Here is a 17,945-nt window from a genome sequence, read left to right as displayed (position 1 = left end):
TTATTTAAATTACAAAATCCTCCGGAATAAACACTTTCACTTCTTTCGGCTGTACGTATACGAAATCACCCGCTTGAATGTTCAGCTGTTTGAACTGTTCTTTCGTAATTTCTGCTTCTAAATATTCATCTGTTTCGTCTCGTTTTAATTCTACATATACGACAGGTCCGACTGCGTGAGAATAAGATACTTTTGCCGGGATTGCATCTACGCTTTGTTTCGTACGAGAGATTGATAAGTCATGCGGTCTTACGTAGGCTATTCCGTCTACGTTGGAAACGTGCTTATGCTCTGGTGCTTCTAGTTCGACCGATCCTACATTTAGCTTTCCTTTATGAACGCGGCCGTGAAATAAATTTACATTTCCTAAAAAGTCATATACAAACGGACTTGCTGGGTTTTCATATACTTCTTCCGGTGTTCCCATTTGTTCAATGCAGCCTTCATTCATTACAACGATGCGGTCTGCAACGTCTAACGCTTCTTCTTGATCATGCGTTACGAATACGCTCGTAATTTGAAATTCGTCATGTAATTTTCGGAGCCATCTTCGTAATTCTTTTCTCACCTTTGCATCGAGTGCACCGAACGGTTCATCAAGTAATAAAATTTTCGGTTCGACTGCAAGTGCCCGGGCTAGTGCAATACGTTGACGTTGTCCACCAGATAATTGCGCTGGATAACGTTTAGCAAAGCCATCCATTTTTACGAGCTTTAATAATTCTGTTACCTTTTCTTCTATCGCTTCTGCTGACGGTCTTAAGCTTTTCTTTCTTACTTTTAAACCGAAAGCGACATTCTCAAATACATTCATATGCTTAAAGAGCGCATAGTGCTGAAAGACGAAACCGACTTGCCTGTTTTTTACGTGAATGTCTGTTAAATCTTCCCCATCAAATGAAACAGAGCCTCCATCCGCTTCTTCTAATCCTGCAATAATGCGTAATAACGTCGTTTTCCCAGAACCTGATGGGCCTAATAAGGCCACAAGTTCACCTTTTGGAATATCCAAATGAATGTCTGTTAGTGCTTGAAATGTACCATATTGCTTTGATACACCTTGAATTTGAATACTCACCGTAATCCCCCTTATTGTCGTTTTTCCATTCGCCATTCAATCCAGTTTTTTATAACGAGTGTAAACACTGCAATTAATGACATTAACGTCGCTACTGCAAATGCTGCTGAAAATTGATATTCATTGTACAAAATTTCAATATGAAGCGGCATCGTATTCGTAATACCACGCACGTGACCTGATACGACAGAAACGGCTCCAAACTCACCGATAGCACGGGCATTACATAGAATCATGCCGTATAAAAGACCCCATTTTATATTTGGAAGCGTAACGCGCCAAAACATTTTCCAGCCACTTGCGCCAAGTGATAAAGCTGCCTCTTCTTCACTTTTCCCTTGCGCCTGCATAATGGGAATTAATTCACGTGCAACGAACGGGAAGGTTACAAAGATTGTTGCGATAATAATGCCTGGTACAGAGAAAATGAGTTTCACTCCATGTTCAAGTAACCATTCGCCAAGAGCACCCCTCGGTGTGAAAAGTAAAACGAATACTAATCCTGCGATAACTGGTGACACAGCAAACGGCAGTTCAATAAGAGAGAGTAATACTTGTTTTCCTTTAAACTGAAACTTTGTAATAAGCCATGCGGCCGCTACCCCAAATATCGTATTAAGCGGCACAACGATTAACGCAACGAGAAGCGTTAATCTAATTGCTGAAAATGCTTCTTGATCTGTAATAGCGGCAATGTATACATCCATCCCTCTTTCAAAGGCTTTTAGAAAAATAGTTATGAGTGGCAGTAATAGAAAGAGAGATAAAAATAAAACTGTAATCGTAATTAATACGCCTGGTACAAGCTTAGATTCTTTTTTAGCTGATACGCTTTTTACTATTTTCTTTTCTAATAATGTTGGTTCCATTTTCTCTCCTCCTATTCACTTTTTAGTTCATGCCTTCTACTCCAGCTTTGAATCATATTAATAAGAAGAAGGAAAAGGAGAGAAATAATAAGCATCACGGTCGCTACAGCTGTTGCCCCCGCATAATCATATTGTTCTAGTTTCGTCATAATCATCAGTGGTGCAATTTCTGTTTTCATCGGCATATTACCTGCGATGAAAACGACAGATCCGTATTCTCCTAATGCTCTTGCAAATGCGAGTGAAAAACCTGCAAGAAGAGCGGGAAAGATCTCTGGTAAAATGATTTTCACAAATATTTGCAAGCGGGATGCACCTAAACTCGAAGCTGCCTCTTCTACTTCTTTATCAATATTTTGCAGCACTGGTTGCACCATTCGAACGACAAATGGTAAACCGATAAAAGTAAGCGCAACGATAATTCCGAGTGGTGTAAAAGCTACTTTTATGTGAAACAGACTAAATATTTTTCCAATCCATCCATTTTCCGCATAAAGCGTTGTAAGTGTAATACCAGCTACAGCTGTCGGAAGTGCAAACGGTAAATCAATGAGTCCGTCTAATAGTCGTTTCCCTGGAAATTTGTAGCGTACGAGCACCCAAGCTATTAATAAACCGAAAATGGCATTTACAATAGCAGCTGCAAATGAAGTTGTAAAACTAACTTGATAGGAATGCAACACACGCTCGTTCGTTATAACCCCAGCGAACTTCTTCCAACCTAACTGTGAAGTTTGAATAAATACGATAGAAAGTGGTATAAGTACGAATAAACTCATGTACAACATTGTAAATCCAAGCGATAATCCAAACCCTGGTAAAACACGCTTCTTCCTCATCCTCTTTCACCTCATCCCCCTTTAGCAGTGCATTATTTTTGATAAATTTTATCGAATACGCCGCCGTCATTAAAGTGTTTTTCTTGTGCTTTTTTCCAGCCACCAAATAGTTCATCTACTGTAAATAATTGAACTTTCGGAAATTGGGATGCGTATTTTTCTGCTACTTTTTTATTGCGCGGACGATAAAAGTTTTTCGCCGCAATTTCCTGTCCTTTTTCTGAGTACAAATATTCAAGATACCCTTCTGCTACTTTTTTCGTTCCTTTTTTATCAACGACTTTATCTACAACCGCTACTGGTGGTTCTGCAAGTACACTAATAGAAGGGGTTACAATTTCAAATTTATCTTTTCCAAGCTCTTTTTGAGATAATAACGCTTCATTTTCCCATGCGATTAATACGTCACCAATTCCTTTTTCAACAAATGTTGTCGTTGCTCCGCGCGCTCCTGAATCTAATACTTCTACGTTTTTATAAATTTGGCTAACAAACTCTTTCGCCTTATCTTCACTATTATTATATTTTTTCAATGCGTATCCCCACGCCGCTAAGTAGTTCCAACGTGCTCCGCCTGATGTTTTTGGATTTGGTGTAATGACAGACACACCTTTTTTCGTTAAATCATCCCAGTCTTTAATTCCTTTCGGGTTTCCTTTTCGAACAAGAAATACAATTGTTGACGTGTATGGAGTGGAATTATTCGCAAGTCGCTTCTGCCAATCTTCTGCTAGTTGTTTTTTCTTACTAATCGCATCAATATCATAAGCAAGTGCTAGTGTAACAACGTCTGCTTCTAAGCCATCAATAACAGAGCGTGCTTGACTTCCAGATCCCCCGTGTGATTGTTTTACATTTACTGTTTGCCCATGCTTCTCTTTCCAATACTTCGCAAAATCTTTATTGAAATCTTGATATAACTCCCTCGTTGGATCATAAGAAACATTTAAAAGCTCAACTGTTTTTTTATCTCCACTTCCTTCAGAATTACTAGTGGATGTTGCCGAACCACACCCTGATAAAAGTACAACTGCTGATAATAAAACACCTGTACTTTTCATAAACGCTGTCTTACCCCACTTTTTCATCGTTAAGCCCCCTTAGTTTATACAATAGAAAAAGGCACACAATATATTCACAAATGTGAACATTGTGCGCCTTCAGTTTATCTGATTAGCTTCTAATGTATTGTATTCGATTTCTTTTCATTTTAATTCTGTAATTCATATGTGTCAACTTGGAATTTGAATTTTCTTACTAAACTAAAATATTGGCATACTTCGAGCCCAATGATTTTTCAAATCAGCAAATTCTTTTGGTAACTTACTATTTTCATTCCATTCTAATTTATATGCATTTACTAACACCGTAGCCATTGATTCACGGTTCATTACTCCATTTTGATTAAAATTACCGTTCTTATCATTTTCAGAGTTCATCCATAATTTCACAAATAAGATATTGCACTCGCCGTAAGCGTTAATCCCTTCTGTTCTATGTATATCTCCTCCTTGTTGGTCATATGAAGCTTTAAATATATGGCACCACAGCTTAATCAATGCACAAAAAAATGAGGCAACCACCTTCAAAGATGGTTGCCTCATTTTTACACTTGCATCGCTTTCTCTCTCAATGCTCTTCTTAACAACTTACCAGTCGTATTCTTCGGTAGTTCTATTAAAAACTCAATGCTTTTCGGCACTTTATATTTCGCTAAATGTAACGTACAGTAATGCATTAGTTCTTCTTCTGTTACGTTCGTTTGTTTCAGAACGACGTAAGCTCGCACTGCTTCTCCTAAGTTTTCATCAGGAACACCGATTACAACAACTTCCGCTACTGATTCGTGCGTATATAATACTTCTTCTACTTCACGAGGGTATACGTTATAACCGCCAACTAAGACGATATCTTTTTTACGATCCACAATATAGAAGTAACCTTCTTCATCCATTTTCGCCAAGTCACCTGTATATAGCCAGCCGTCTTTCAATGTCGCAGCTGTATCTTCTGGTGCATTATAGTATCCTTTCATAACGTTAGGTCCGCGAACAATTAATTCACCGACTGCGCCGACAGGTACTTCTTCCCCAAGTTCATTTACAATTTTATTTTCTACATGCCAAATATTTGTGCCAATCGACCCTGGTTTACGAGGACGATCTAGCGGATTGAAACAAGTAACTGGTGATGCTTCTGATAAACCGTATCCTTCTGAAACAATAACGTTAAAACGTTTTTCAAAGTTTTGCAGAAGAGCAACAGGCATCGATGCACCACCGGAAATACAAAGACGAAGCGTCTTCACATCTTCTGCGCTTGCTTCTTCAAATAAATATAAATAATTGTACATCGTCGGTACGCCAGCAAAGATCGTTGGCTCGTACGTGCGACAAATACGGAATACTTCTTTCGGACTAAATTTCGGTAACATTAAAATCGTTGCCCCGTTCACAATCGGTGCATTTACCGCAACTGTTAAACAGAATACATGGAACATAGGCAGTGCCGCAACGACGCGATCGTCAGCAGTAAATTGTAAATAAGACGCAACATCATTCGCATTACTATATAAATTTTTATGTGTTAACATAGCGCCTTTCGGTTTTCCAGTTGTGCCCGATGTGTATAGAATAACCGCTACATCTTCTTCATCTAGTTCAGGACCTTCGTAAGTTGTATCTCCAGTCCCCACAAAACTAGTAAACGTTTTCATTTTTTCGGTTTCTGTATGGTTAAAATCTGATGAGGTTTCGCATATGATGATGTTTTCTAATGAAGGAAGTCTTGTTGTAAGAGATTGTATAACAGGTAGAAGGACGTCGAGTACGATGATTGTTTTTACATCTCCATTTTGTAAAATATAATGCATTTCGTCTGCTGTATAAATTGGATTAACTGGAATAACAGTTGCTCCAGCTTTCATTGTTCCGTATAAACCGACCAAAAAATGTGGTGAGTTCCCAACAACTAATGCGACATTGTCCCCTTTTCCAATGCCCATTTCTGCTAAATTGCTAGAAAACCTTGTGACCATTTTGTTTAATTGGTCATATGAGACCGACTGATCCATAAATATATAAGCCGGTTTTTCCCCCTTCTTTTTTGCCGTTTCAGCCAAAGATTGAACGAGATTCACAAAAACCCCACCTTTATAAAATTTAGAATATTTAAAAATTCTAAATTAATTATATTAAAAGAAAATTAAAGTAGCAAGTGATATTCTATTAACTGCATATAGACAGATCACCTTCTCTTAGTTTACTTTGGAAAAATAAGGGGATTTTGTTTACAAGTAATTTATGAAACTAGACCAAAAATCATTTTAGGATAATATGCACTCATCTTTTCTCTAAGTTCATCAAGTTCTTCTTTATGTAACGTCGTATGCTCTCCAAACAAGTTAAGAGCATCCGCTCCCTCTTCATGAAAATAAACTGTAACATACAATGTCGGTAACTCTGTATTGTCTTCATCTATTGATAAGACGACATCTGGTGTTTTATTAACAGTGCTGAATGTTTCATTTCTTTTCCACTTCTTATTTTGAAACATGTCTTGTATATCATGTATCTTTCGTTTGTTATCTGTATGCGTAAAATATATAACATTATCCTCCGCTAGTTTTCCGATAGACAAAATTGTACGACTTGAGGGCGATTCACTGTTACACGCCGTCATTCCGATGACAAAGCTGAGCAATAATACAACGTACATTACCCTTTTCATATCGATCCGCCTCCTTTTGAATATATATATTCCTTTATAAGAGGCAGATGTCCTGTGATTTTATGTTTTTTGGTAAATGAAATTATATGAGCGATTTTCCAAATATATCAGCGCAACTCGGTTTATATCGGCGATTTTTCAGTTATATCGACTTACCGACAAAACCTGACAATCTATGCAAAAAGAAAGAGGCTGCCCGTTATGGCAGCCTCCCTCATTTTTAGAAGAATAAATGTAAGAAATCTTCAGTTGTAATGTTACCGAAGTAGCGTGCGATATCTACGCCTTCTAAAGCTGCAGTGAATGCATCTTTATCAAATTGTACGCCTGTTAGACGTTCTTCAATGTCATGAACATCTAATGAACCGAAGAAGTCACCGTAAATTTTGCATTCTGTTACTGTTCCTTTTTTCACTTCAAGACGAACGTCCACTTGTCCAACTGGGAAACGGTGTGAATGTTGTAAGTTGAACTTCGGAGATTTTCCGTAGTTCCAGTCCCAATTTTGGTAGCGCTCTTCAGAAAGTTTGTAGATTTCTTTCCAATCTTCTTCTGTTAATTCGTACGTTGGAATTTCTGTTTCCCCTTCGAAAATTGTTTCTAGAAGAAGTTGTCTAAACTCTTCTGTCGTCATTTTTTCGTTTAAGAACTCTGTAATATTCGCAACGCGGCTACGGATTGATTTAATTCCTTTTGATTGAATCTTATCCATTTTTACTTTTAATGCTGATACAACGTGATCGATTTCAGAATCAAATAGTAACGTACCGTGACTGAACATACGGCCTTTCGTTGAGAACTGTGCGTTACCTGAAATTTTTCTTCCTTCAGCTAAAATGTCGTTACGACCACTTAGTTCTGCATTTACACCTAATTTACCAAGCGCTTTCGTTACAGGCTCAGTAAATTTTTTGAAGTTGCTGAAACTGTCTCCATCATCTTTTGTAATAAAACTGAAGTTTAAGTTTCCTAAATCATGATATACTGCGCCTCCGCCTGATAGACGACGAACGACATGAATACCTTTTTCTTTTACGTAATCTGCATTAATTTCTTCTACTGTGTTTTGATTTTTACCAATGATAATCGAAGGCTCATTAATGTAGAACAGTAAATATGTTTCGTTAATATCTAAATTCTTCACACAATATTCTTCGATCGCTAAGTTTATTCTAGGATCTGTAATTCCTTTATTATCAATAAATAACATCGTATCACCTCATGAGTTCCATACGTAGCCACTATGCGCTAGCGTAATATGGCCACTGAAAATTTGTTTTGCTTCTGTTACTAAATCAGATGGGTTGCCTGTATGCGGTAAGTGCGTTAATAAAAGTTCTTTTACATTCGCATCTTTTGCAATACTTGCTACTTCTGTACTATTCATATGCCCTGCTTTTGCAGCCTCTTGATGTGCATACATATTACACTCACAAATGAAAAGATCAGCATCTTTTGTGAATGGAATGAATTCAGGAATATAACTTGAATCAGCGCTGTATACTACAGCATCATCTCCAGCTGTAATACGCATCGCAAAGCATGTAACAGGATGAACAGTTTTTAAGAACGAAATCGAGAACGGTCCAACTTGAAGTGTTTCTTCTGGATTGTACGCGATTCCTTTCGTATGTGGTTCATGTGTTAAAGAATGGAATCCATTCTCGTCAAACATATGACCGTATATTGGTAATTCCGGTAGTTGCCTTGTTGTCGCACTCGTAATTAATCTCGCATATTGCAATACCCCAATGTCCGCAACATGATCGTGATGATAGTGTGACAGTACAACTGCATCTATATCAGATGGTGTTATATATTTTTGAATCTGTGCTAGTACACCACTACCACAGTCTACAAGTAAACGAAAACCATCGTGTTCAAACAAATACCCCGACGTTGCTTCTCCCGCTTCTGGAAAGCCGCCCCAAAAGCCGACAACAGTCATTTTCATATGTATCCATCCTTTCTAAAACCGAGTAGGAATGCAGTTTTTCTCCGTACTTGAGAAAGTTTTTTACTTACATCCTACATTGTTAACTATAATCCATTTCCTAAACTTTTTCATTAATTTTCAATTTTGTTATAAAACAGTTGTTGACTTTTATTTTTTGTACTAATACAATGATAGTAAGAAATGGAAATGGAGGGATTGACATGATCGATCAACCAATGGAGTTTTTCAGAAATTTACCGACGAAAACTTGTGCGCACTGTGGGAAAGAAATTGATGAGCAACACGAAGCATACCATAACAAATGTGACGATTGCGTTCACGAAGAATAGTAGTTTGTGAACATAAAAAAACCTAGCAGACATAGTCTACTAGGCTAATAACATCTTATCCTTCATCGTTGAACCTTTCACCAAGAGCTCCAGTTCAAACTCATACAATTCTTTTTTTCGATAATTTTTCGTATGGATTTTATCCATCATCAGATCGACAACTTTTCGGGCCATTTCATCAATTGGCTGTTCAATTGTCGTAATACCTGGTTCTGTAATCTGCGATAATATTTGATTATCAAAACCGATAACAGCGAGATCCTCTGGAATGCTCCAGTTATGGTGCTTCGCCTCTGAGATAATTCCAGCTGCTACCTCATCGCCTCCTGCCAAAATCGCGGTAGGATTTTTTTTGTCCTTTAATACTTCATGGAATATTCGTTTTCCATCTTCCCAAGAGAAAGCGTTTTCAAGAAAGTCAATCGCTTCTACTTGGCGGCTCTTCTCAGTTATTGCACGTAAAAAGCCCATTTTTCGCTGCTGGCTAACTAATTTGGTTTCGTTACCACGGCAAAAAATAAGATTACGATATCCTTGATCTAACACATGCTTCGCAGCTATGTATGCTCCTTGCGCATGATCAAACTTCACTGTTGGAATATTTGCTTCCTCAATATATTCATTACACAACACGATTGGACCGTGCTGTAAGTATGGTTCTACATCTTCCCACGGATTTTCTAGTGAACATAGAATAATCCCATCTACTTGTTTCGTAGATAATAATTGTAAATACTCCATCTCTTTTTCCGGTAAATATCTTGTTTGACAAATAATCAGTTTATATTTATGTTCAGAAGCAGCAATCTCGATTGCTTCAATAAATCTACTGAAGAAAGGATTTGTAATCCTTGGAACTAGCACCGCAATTGTTTCCGTTTTTTGTTTACGAAGCCTTCTCGCCGCAGAATTAGGAACGAAGCCTAAATGCTTCATTGCTAATTGAACCCTTTTTTTCTTCTCATCTGAAACATATGGATGATTATTAATCACCCTAGAAACCGTTGTCCTTGATAACCCTGCTAATTTCGCCACGTCCTCTATAGTCGACACGAAATTCTCCCCCTTTGCATGAAAACGTTTTCTTAAATTGATTATATAGTATATTATTGGAAACTGCAATATCGGTTGTTATGATTTTACTATATTAATATTATACATAGGTAAAAGTCTGTTAATGCAGGGGCAATATACTGCTTTTAGAAATTTACGTTATGTACATTCCTTTTCTTAATACCATATATTCTTTATTCAATATAAAAGCCCATCAATACATCATCTCCATATGATCCATCTTCATATTTAATTTGCTTTCGTTGTCTTCCTTCTTCTACAAAACCCATACGTTTGTACACTTTAATTGCCCGATCATTAACAGAAACTACACCTAAGCAAATTTTCTCTAAACCTTTCTGCCCTTTAGTCCAACTAATAAGAAATTCAATTAATTTCGTACCGATGCCTTGATTACAATACGCCTCTTTAATCCCCATTCCCATTGTGCCTGCGTGTTGTAACCGTTCTAGTTCATATCGGTTGAAAAGTAAAAAGCCTACCACCTTATAATCTACTTCATACACAATATAAAGATTACCTCTCTCATTACTTTTCCGTATCTTTTCTCTTTCTGCATCAATATCATTCGGTAATTTCTTTGGAGATACTATGAAAAACTTTGTAGTATTTTCCGATAATATAATTTCTTTTCTAATGTTCATTATTGCTTCTGCATCAGCCTCTTTTGCTAATCGTATCATTGAATCACCTCGTACTTTTTCTTTTAAAAAATAATATTAAAACTATAAAACGTCCAATATGCAATATTGCATATTGAGAATCTTTTTACTCTTGATACAATATTCATACATCAAAATAAAAGGAATGTATGCAATGAATCCAATATTAACAGCTGCAAAACAACTATTACATAAAGAAGAAAAGATTTTATCTACTTTAAAATGTTCACTTACTGGCTATATGATTACGCATAAAGTCCCATATCCTGGCATGTTACTTGCTACTAATAAAAGACTTCTCTTTTTTAGCCAATATAAAAACACATTCATTGCCGAATTTGATTATGAAAAAATTCTATCCATAGAAACGAAGAGAAGAATCTTTGACAAAAAAATAATATTTTACTATGAAGATGAATATATAACGCTTGGATACATTACAAGTTCGAATGTTGAAGCGTTCATAGACTTGCTACAAAGAAACAGCAAGACTAGCACAGGCTTATAATCAGCGGGGATCCCCTCGCTGATTCATTATTTTAACTCCTCCCACTTCGTCCAAACTTCTCTCCCGTTTATACGGTACATATTATCCTCTCTATCCATAAACCTATGTACAATAAATTCACGTCTAATTGTACAAAAATCATCATGATATTGTTTTATGAATGTATTAATTTCTTTTTCTGTATATTGATTTTCAGCATTTAACTTGCTAACTAAATGCTCTAACAATACTAGTTTTTTCTTCTTTTGACCTGGAATCGATTTTAAACGATCCTCTTTATCGAAAAAGTTACGAATGGTCGTATCGCGGAATTTCATTTCACTTTCAGTCATTTTTTATCCTCCATCACTTTTTTTCTTTATCTTTTCACTTAAAATATCAATAAAGTAATATCCACCCATTAACACATAGTAGAACGTAAGTATTCCAAATGCATCTTTCATACTTGTATATACTTCTTTATCAAACAATATAGGTGAAAGGGCATAAACAAGAAAGATGATTAGCGGATTTACGATAAAATAATAAGTAAGATTGCCTCTCATCATATCAACTCCTCTACCCTATGTTTCTCTGTAAATTGTTGTAATTCCTTTTCTTTCGTTTCTATAGCTTTTAGAAAGATTTATAGATGAACTAAGGAAAAAATGCCCTCTATTAAAATAAAAAAGCACCAAAAAGGTGCTTTTTTTACGCTTCAACCGATTGATTTTCCGCAACATTTTTAAATTGTCGTTTGTGCATCAAAGTTAAGGAGGCGATTGTTCCAAGTGATAATACAACGATAAAGATCATGAGCATTCCTATGTTTTGCCACATGAAGTTAAAGTCTCCACTCGATACGACCGCTTTCAATCCTGATACAGAGTATGTCATCGGTAACCAAGCATTGAATGGTTGTAAAAACTTCGGAATCAACTCTAACGGGAATGTTCCAGCACTTGTTGTAAGCTGCATAATTAATGTAATGATGGCGATAAAACGACCTGCATCACCAAAAGCTGTTACTAAACATTGAATTAATGCGATAAACGCTAAACTTGTAATGATACTAAAGAGTATGAAGTATGGAATGCTTTGTACTTCTACACCCAATCCGAACAGTAATATAACATCTGCTACTATCGCTTGAATAATACCGACTGATAGTAACACGCCGAACTTACTAATAAACCAACTAAATCCTGATTTCGGAACGCCAACTGTATCGCGTAATGGGTATACGATAGATAATAATAATGCCCCAACAAATAAACCGAGTGATAAGAAATACGGCGTAAATCCAGTTCCGTAGTTAGGAACTTCCGCCATTTTCTCTGTCTTCACTTTTACAGGACTTGCAAACATATCATACGTTTTATCTGTCCCTTTTACTTCCCCAGTTTTCTCTGCCCCTTCCCCAAGTTTCTCAGCAAGTTCACCTGAACCATCGTTTACTTTCACTAGTCCATCAGTTACTTTTCCTGAGCCGTCTGCTAGTTTATTTACGCCGTCAATTAGCTGGGTTGAGCCATTTGATAATGTACCTAAGCCTGTTGTTACTTGACCGGAGCCATCTGCTAATTGATTTACTCCACCTGCCATTTGATTTGCTCCTACAGATAATGTACCTAAACCGCCTGTTACTTGGTTTGATCCATCTGCTAATTGATTTACTCCACCTGCCATTTGGTTTGCTCCTGCAGATAATTGACCTAGGCCGCCTGTTACTTGGCTTGATCCATCTGCTAATTGATTTACACCACCTGCCATTTGATTTGCTCCTGCAGATAATGTGTCTAAGCCTGTTGTTACTTGACCAGAGCCATCTGCTAATTGATTTATCGCATCTATTAATTGACCAGACTCGTTTTTAAATTTATTTGCGCCTTCTTTAGCAGTATTTAACTTCGCACCAAACCCTTGGAATTTTTCAACAAATCCTTTTTGTGCACTGGATAATTGCTCAATACCAGCAGTTAAGGATTGTAATTCCGCTGCATTCGGCAGTTTGCTTTGTCCATCACCTGTTTTTTGATTTATTTCGCTTTTTAATTGTTTTACTTCTTCATTTAATTTATTTGTTCCACCTGCTACTCCGGCAGCTTTTTGCTGAACTGTCGCTGTACTTTTTACAGCACTTGTTATGAATGGTTGTAACTGCTCTTGATATTCTTTCGGTAAACTTTCAATTTGCTTTTGTAAATTCGCTACCTCTTGTGCTGCATTTTTGGCATCTCCTGCTGTTGATTGTGTAAGTTCATTTAACTGATTTACATTCGCCCCAGCTCCATCTATTTTCTCATTTACTGTATTCAATATAGAAGGGCCTTTCGACTGTATTTCCTCTAAACCTGCAGCAGAACTTTTCACTTTACTATTTAAATCTTGCAAACCCTTTTCAATTTTTTCAGAAGCTACCTCTAATTGGTTTTGTCCCCCAACCAGTTGTTCCATACCATTTGATAGATCAGTTGTTCCTGTTTTTAATTCACCGGATTTACTTACTAATTTGTTCAAACCACCGGTCACTTTCTCAGATCCATCATGCAATTCACCAATTCCTTTTTGCATTTCACCCGTTTTGCTATTTAACGTATTTAAACCGTCTGTTACTTTTCCTGATCCATCTACTAATTTTCCGATACCTGCTTGCATCTCACTTGTTTTACTATTTAACGTATTTAAACCGTTCGTTACTTTTCCTGACCCATCTACTAATTTCCCAATACCTATTTGCATTTCACCTGTTTTGCTATTTAACGTATTTAAACCTGCTGTTACTTTCCCAGATCCATCAAATAGTTTCCCTACACCTGTCTGTATCTCCCCAGACTTCCCTTGAAGTGTATGAAGGCCATCCGTCACTTTACTTGAACCATCATGCAATTCACTTGATCCGTCGTGTAGTTTACTTGCCCCTTCCGCTCCATCTGCTAATCCTTTTGAGACGTCTTTAATAGAATCGAACATTTTCTCTGCATATGTTTTCGTTAACGTGCTTGATACTTCAGTTTTAATCTTTTCAATGGCTGTTCCTCCAATTTGTGAAGATAAGAAGTTTAAACTTTCGTTTGGAATGTATTCTAAGTTTAATCGCTTTGGATTGTCTTTTAATAACGTTGTAGCGTTACTTGAGAAGTCATCTGGAATGCGCACTAACATGTAATACTTTCTACCTTCCATTCCTTTCTTTGCTTCTTTTTCACTTACGAACTCCCATTTAAAATTTTTATTATCTTTTAAATTATCAACGAGCCCTTTTCCGACCTCAATTGGTTTCCCATCAAATACTGCACCTTTATCTAAATTGACTACTGCAACTGGTAAATCATCTAACTGTTTATACGGATCCCAAAAGGCCCATAAAAACATACCTGCATATAAAATCGGTACGAATAAAACCGCGATAATTGGAATTAATATTTTTTTACTTTTTATAATTTCAGTAAATTCTTTACGAAGCAACTGATTCCATTTCATCATTTCTCCCCCTTTATTAAAATGACCAAAATATTCATTTGGTCATTTTTACCCAAACAAAAAGGCTATACTTTTTCATACATATGCCTTATCCCCGAACTTATTACTATGCAACTTTTTCTCATTATGATTATAATTTTTCTATAACCCCTCTCAAATTAAATATATGACCACATTATTCATTTGGTCATTTTTTTATAAAATTAAAAGGATTATCTTAGTTTGACAATCCTTTTAGTAAATAAAGTTCAAATAACTCTGCAATTTTTTCTTTTTCTAGCGGTTCATGATTTTTTTCCCAATCAAAAATAAGCGATACGTATAGACGAAGCATAATAAATGCTGTAATTTCTGGATCACATTTGCTAATTTCACCTTTTTCAATCGCAATCTTTAAATACGATTGAATAACAGAAACGATTTCCACATCAACTTGTTGCATAACTTCTTGTACTTCTTTCGTTCCCATATCGCGCTCTTCTTGAATTAATTTAATCATGAGCTGATGTTCTTTTCTAAATTCCAAGATGCTATATAATGCTCTATGTACATTTTCAAAAAATGAAACATCTGAACGAATTGCACTTTCTGCAACTTGCTTCATTTCTGTAATTAAATTAGAAATAATTTCACCAAATAGCTCTTCTTTATTTTTGAAAAAAGTATAAATCGTTCCTTTTCCTACATTCGCTAACTTCGCTACTTGATCCATCGTTGTTGCTTTATAACCGAACGCTGAAAAAGACTTTGTTGCAGCTTCAATAATAGAACGTTTTCGATCTATCGCCACATTGTCACCTCCAAAAATGACCAATTGGATAATATAGTCAATCAGTACATCTTTGATATTACCACACGCTTACATTCTATACAAGTTCTCTTTTTATTATTTCCAGTATAAAAGATTTCAGTCAAGTTATATCATACTGTCCATAGTGTATCAAAAAGTATACTTGTATGGAAAGCTAGAATATATTCATAATAATTGCTGGCTAGATCCCACTAGAAATTTAATAAAATAGACAGTGTTCTTAAAACCAAAGGTTTAAGAACACTGTCTATTATTTTGACATAGAAAGTAATATTTTCTCCATTTCTTTCTTAGTTAGCTCATCATCGATTATTTCTTCGTATATCTTTGTATCTCTTGTAAAAATATCATTCACTATGACAATCTGATACTCACTATTCTTTCCTTGTTCTGGTACAAACATTTTGAGCCCTTTTAACTTACCCTCTCCATGAGAAGATTTATTATAGACCATTCCTTTCCCGTCTAAATTATAACTTTCTAGACTCTCTTCTCCAGGCATCATGTAGTGAAGTGGATCCTTATTACCACCTGCATAAATCCTTGATTGGTAAATTGTAAAACCATATTTTCCATTTGTATATTCTGATTTAACAACTAATTCTACATCTCTTCCAAAATATGAGTCAGCCCATTCTCTCTTTAATTCATAACCTTCAGGTATATAAGTCGGCTGCTTAATTTGATACGGTACATGTTCTTTCGCTTCTTCTATAGTATATGTTAAAGACTTCTCCACCCTTTCCGAAAGTGGAACTAATTTCTTCTCAATACTAGCTAATCTTTCTTGATCACCTTTATTCAAACGTTCACGTTTAAATTCCTTTGTATCTCTATCATAATTCTCAGGTACTTTTTTATTAACCATTGCTTTTTTATGAATTTCTTTAGCTTCTTTAAATAATTGAACATACTGCTCAAATTCTTCTTTTGTAAAATTCTTTTCTGCCAAATACAAAAAATCTGTATCCCTTTTATATGACTTTATTGACATCCCCCATTCTCTACTTGCATTCTCCGGTGTACCTAATACTGTTTCTATCGCTTTTTCAAATGCCGCTTTAGATTGCTTTTTTTCTACAACTTTTTCTTTCTGTCTTTCATCTCCCTCAGTTATCCTTGCATTTAATAAAAATCCGCCCGCTATAGCTGCTATAGCAATCACTCCGAGTAAAGAAAGACGATACGATTTCTTTTGGAATTTTTTAATCATAATGATTCTCCTTTTTAATGTTCGTTTATTTCTACTTAAATTTGCTAGGCTTGGTACTTGATAGGAATAATGTTCTAGAAGGGTAATAATTGTATGTCCGTATGCAATTTGCTCCTCTTTATCTATGAAAGTAAGCGCATATGCATCACATGCCAATTCTTGATCTTCTCGCATACAAAAATAGGCGTACCAAAGAATCGGATTGAACCAATTTAATAGGATTAAACTGTACATAATCCAATTTACAGCTACATCTTTTCTCTTAATATGAGCTAACTCATGGTAAAAGACATATTGTAATTGTTGCTCATTTAATACTTTCATATGTTTTTTTGATAGTAATACTTTCGGACGAAAGAAACTAAACACAGTTGGGCTCGCAATCTTTCCTGCTAGACGTAATGAAACTGCCTTCTTCATTTTCATAGACTGCTTACAGCGATCAAACACTGTAATGACCTGTTCATCCGTAATATCCGGTTGTTTCTTTATGTACGAATATAACCGTCTATTTGTAAGAAACGTGATGGCTGCTAATACAATTACCCCAGCTAGCCACACATATAAAGCAAGTTTGTATAAAGAAAATGTAGTCTGTTTTTCCGAACTGACTTCTACTTCCGGTTCGCTAGTTTTTGTCACCATTTTAGGATTTGATTCCAATTCCACTGTACGATCGCTTTCTATGTTCACTCTACTCTCAGTAGACGGCATATTTTTTGGAATAACTTCTGATACGCTAGAACTATAAGAAAGTAATGAATAAATGCTATACGAGCTATCTGGTGACCATGGTAAAAGGAGTCTAATCATTAATACAATCCACAGCATATATTGCCATCGGGGGGGGAATTTATTTCTAAATAGAACTTTTATACATAAAATAAATCCAACTAATATGCTGGCCATAAGTGACGTTTCTATAAGCCAATCAAAAAAATGAGGAAGGTATACATTTATAAGCGTGTTTATCATTTTTATCGATCCTTCCTCTTATTCTCCTCTGTCTTCTCATCTAAAATGCGTTTCAGTTCATTAATATCTTCTGAAGACAATTTTTCCTCTTTTAAAAAATTAACAAGTAACGGTTTAAACGCTGCACCGCAAAAACGCTTTAGTAAAGATTTCGTTTCCACTTGCAAATAATTATCTTGTGATACTAACGGATAATAAGCATACATTCGCCCTTTATCTTGATGATAAGAAACGGCTTCTTTTTGTACTAATCGATTAATTAATGTGCGGATTGTTTTCGGTTTCCAGTCCATTGCATCTTCCAGTTCTTCTATAATTTCATTCGCTGTTTGCGGAGAACTCGACCAAAGTACTTTCATAATTTCTAATTCCGCTTCAGATATTTTAGGTAATTGATTTGTCATCGTATGTTTCACTCCTAAGTATTACATTTGTAATC

19 protein-coding genes are annotated in these 17,945 nt (G+C 35.9%); 2 read left to right on the top strand and 17 right to left on the bottom strand.

The features are described from left to right. Positions 1-4: 4 nt before the first annotated feature. The 9 genes from DN400_RS26345 to DN400_RS26305 form a co-directional block, all read right to left on the bottom strand. Complete coding sequence (locus DN400_RS26345; protein ID WP_065228442.1) at positions 5-1,078, bottom strand: sulfate/molybdate ABC transporter ATP-binding protein; 1,074 nt, start codon at positions 1,076-1,078, stop codon at positions 5-7. A gap of 11 nt (positions 1,079-1,089) precedes the next feature. Further along, entirely contained in the window at positions 1,090-1,947 is an 858-nt protein-coding gene (gene cysW, locus DN400_RS26340; RefSeq protein WP_061660109.1) for a sulfate ABC transporter permease subunit CysW, read from the bottom strand. 11 nt (positions 1,948-1,958) lie between these two features. After that, complete coding sequence (gene cysT, locus DN400_RS26335; RefSeq protein ID WP_001227879.1) at positions 1,959-2,786, bottom strand: sulfate ABC transporter permease subunit CysT; 828 nt, start codon at positions 2,784-2,786, stop codon at positions 1,959-1,961. Positions 2,787-2,818: 32 nt separating this feature from the next. Continuing rightward, positions 2,819-3,874 (bottom strand): sulfate ABC transporter substrate-binding protein, encoded by a 1,056-nt coding sequence (locus DN400_RS26330; protein ID WP_016513151.1) that lies wholly within the window; start codon positions 3,872-3,874, stop codon positions 2,819-2,821. Between the two features lie 174 nt (positions 3,875-4,048). After that, entirely contained in the window at positions 4,049-4,225 is a 177-nt protein-coding gene (locus tag DN400_RS30200; protein WP_001986183.1) for a hypothetical protein, read from the bottom strand. 167 nt (positions 4,226-4,392) lie between these two features. After that, a complete protein-coding gene (locus tag DN400_RS26320; RefSeq protein WP_147802032.1) occupies positions 4,393-5,925 on the bottom strand; it encodes a fatty acid--CoA ligase family protein in 1,533 nt (510 codons plus the stop codon). Between the two features lie 161 nt (positions 5,926-6,086). Further along, positions 6,087-6,515, bottom strand: a complete 429-nt coding sequence (locus DN400_RS26315) for a hypothetical protein (protein ID WP_098587626.1) — start codon at positions 6,513-6,515, stop codon at positions 6,087-6,089. A 220-nt stretch (positions 6,516-6,735) separates the two neighbouring features. Further along, entirely contained in the window at positions 6,736-7,725 is a 990-nt protein-coding gene (gene lplA, locus DN400_RS26310; RefSeq protein WP_098587624.1) for a lipoate--protein ligase, read from the bottom strand. Between the two features lie 9 nt (positions 7,726-7,734). Further along, on the bottom strand, positions 7,735-8,469 hold the full coding sequence (locus DN400_RS26305) for an MBL fold metallo-hydrolase (RefSeq protein WP_098014900.1): 735 nt from the start codon (positions 8,467-8,469) through the stop codon (positions 7,735-7,737). Between the two features lie 203 nt (positions 8,470-8,672). Between DN400_RS26305 and yhfH the strand changes: the two genes are divergently transcribed. Continuing rightward, positions 8,673-8,801 (top strand): protein YhfH, encoded by a 129-nt coding sequence (yhfH, locus tag DN400_RS26300; RefSeq protein WP_000567010.1) that lies wholly within the window; start codon positions 8,673-8,675, stop codon positions 8,799-8,801. A 39-nt stretch (positions 8,802-8,840) separates the two neighbouring features. Here yhfH and DN400_RS26295 read toward each other — a convergent pair whose 3' ends face one another. Both DN400_RS26295 and DN400_RS26290 read right to left on the bottom strand, forming a co-directional pair. Next, the gene (locus DN400_RS26295; protein ID WP_000103711.1) at positions 8,841-9,854 is read right to left on the bottom strand and encodes a LacI family DNA-binding transcriptional regulator; all 1,014 of its coding nucleotides are present in this window, start codon (positions 9,852-9,854) and stop codon (positions 8,841-8,843) included. A 194-nt stretch (positions 9,855-10,048) separates the two neighbouring features. After that, a complete protein-coding gene (locus DN400_RS26290; protein WP_065228438.1) occupies positions 10,049-10,558 on the bottom strand; it encodes a GNAT family N-acetyltransferase in 510 nt (169 codons plus the stop codon). 133 nt (positions 10,559-10,691) lie between these two features. On the opposite strand from DN400_RS26290, the gene DN400_RS26285 reads away from it, so the two are divergent. Further along, positions 10,692-11,045, top strand: coding sequence for a PH domain-containing protein (locus DN400_RS26285; protein WP_001068217.1), 354 nt, complete (start codon positions 10,692-10,694; stop codon positions 11,043-11,045). Between the two features lie 26 nt (positions 11,046-11,071). Here DN400_RS26285 and DN400_RS26280 read toward each other — a convergent pair whose 3' ends face one another. From DN400_RS26280 to DN400_RS26255, 6 genes are all read right to left on the bottom strand, one after another. Further along, positions 11,072-11,377: a DUF2087 domain-containing protein gene (locus DN400_RS26280; protein ID WP_000140298.1), complete on the bottom strand. Its 306-nt coding sequence runs from the start codon at positions 11,375-11,377 to the stop codon at positions 11,072-11,074. Positions 11,378-11,380: 3 nt separating this feature from the next. Beyond that, the gene (locus tag DN400_RS26275) at positions 11,381-11,593 is read right to left on the bottom strand and encodes a hypothetical protein (RefSeq protein WP_014481972.1); all 213 of its coding nucleotides are present in this window, start codon (positions 11,591-11,593) and stop codon (positions 11,381-11,383) included. Positions 11,594-11,735: 142 nt separating this feature from the next. Beyond that, positions 11,736-14,507 carry a YhgE/Pip domain-containing protein gene (locus DN400_RS26270; protein WP_098205183.1) on the bottom strand — a complete coding sequence of 924 codons (2,772 nt, stop codon included), beginning with the start codon at positions 14,505-14,507 and terminating at the stop codon, positions 11,736-11,738. Between the two features lie 217 nt (positions 14,508-14,724). Continuing rightward, entirely contained in the window at positions 14,725-15,297 is a 573-nt protein-coding gene (locus DN400_RS26265; RefSeq protein WP_000963381.1) for a TetR/AcrR family transcriptional regulator, read from the bottom strand. A 271-nt stretch (positions 15,298-15,568) separates the two neighbouring features. After that, positions 15,569-17,506: a M56 family metallopeptidase gene (locus DN400_RS26260; protein WP_065228436.1), complete on the bottom strand. Its 1,938-nt coding sequence runs from the start codon at positions 17,504-17,506 to the stop codon at positions 15,569-15,571. Between the two features lie 2 nt (positions 17,507-17,508). Then, a complete protein-coding gene (locus DN400_RS26255) occupies positions 17,509-17,910 on the bottom strand; it encodes a BlaI/MecI/CopY family transcriptional regulator (protein ID WP_000184509.1) in 402 nt (133 codons plus the stop codon). Positions 17,911-17,945 lie beyond the last annotated feature (35 nt).

The organism is Bacillus sp. AR8-1 (assembly GCF_008042345.1).
GTDB lineage: Bacteria > Bacillota > Bacilli > Bacillales > Bacillaceae_G > Bacillus_A > Bacillus_A cereus.
The sequence above is the reverse complement of the archived record's forward strand: the minus strand, read 5'-3'. Positions and strand labels throughout refer to the sequence as shown.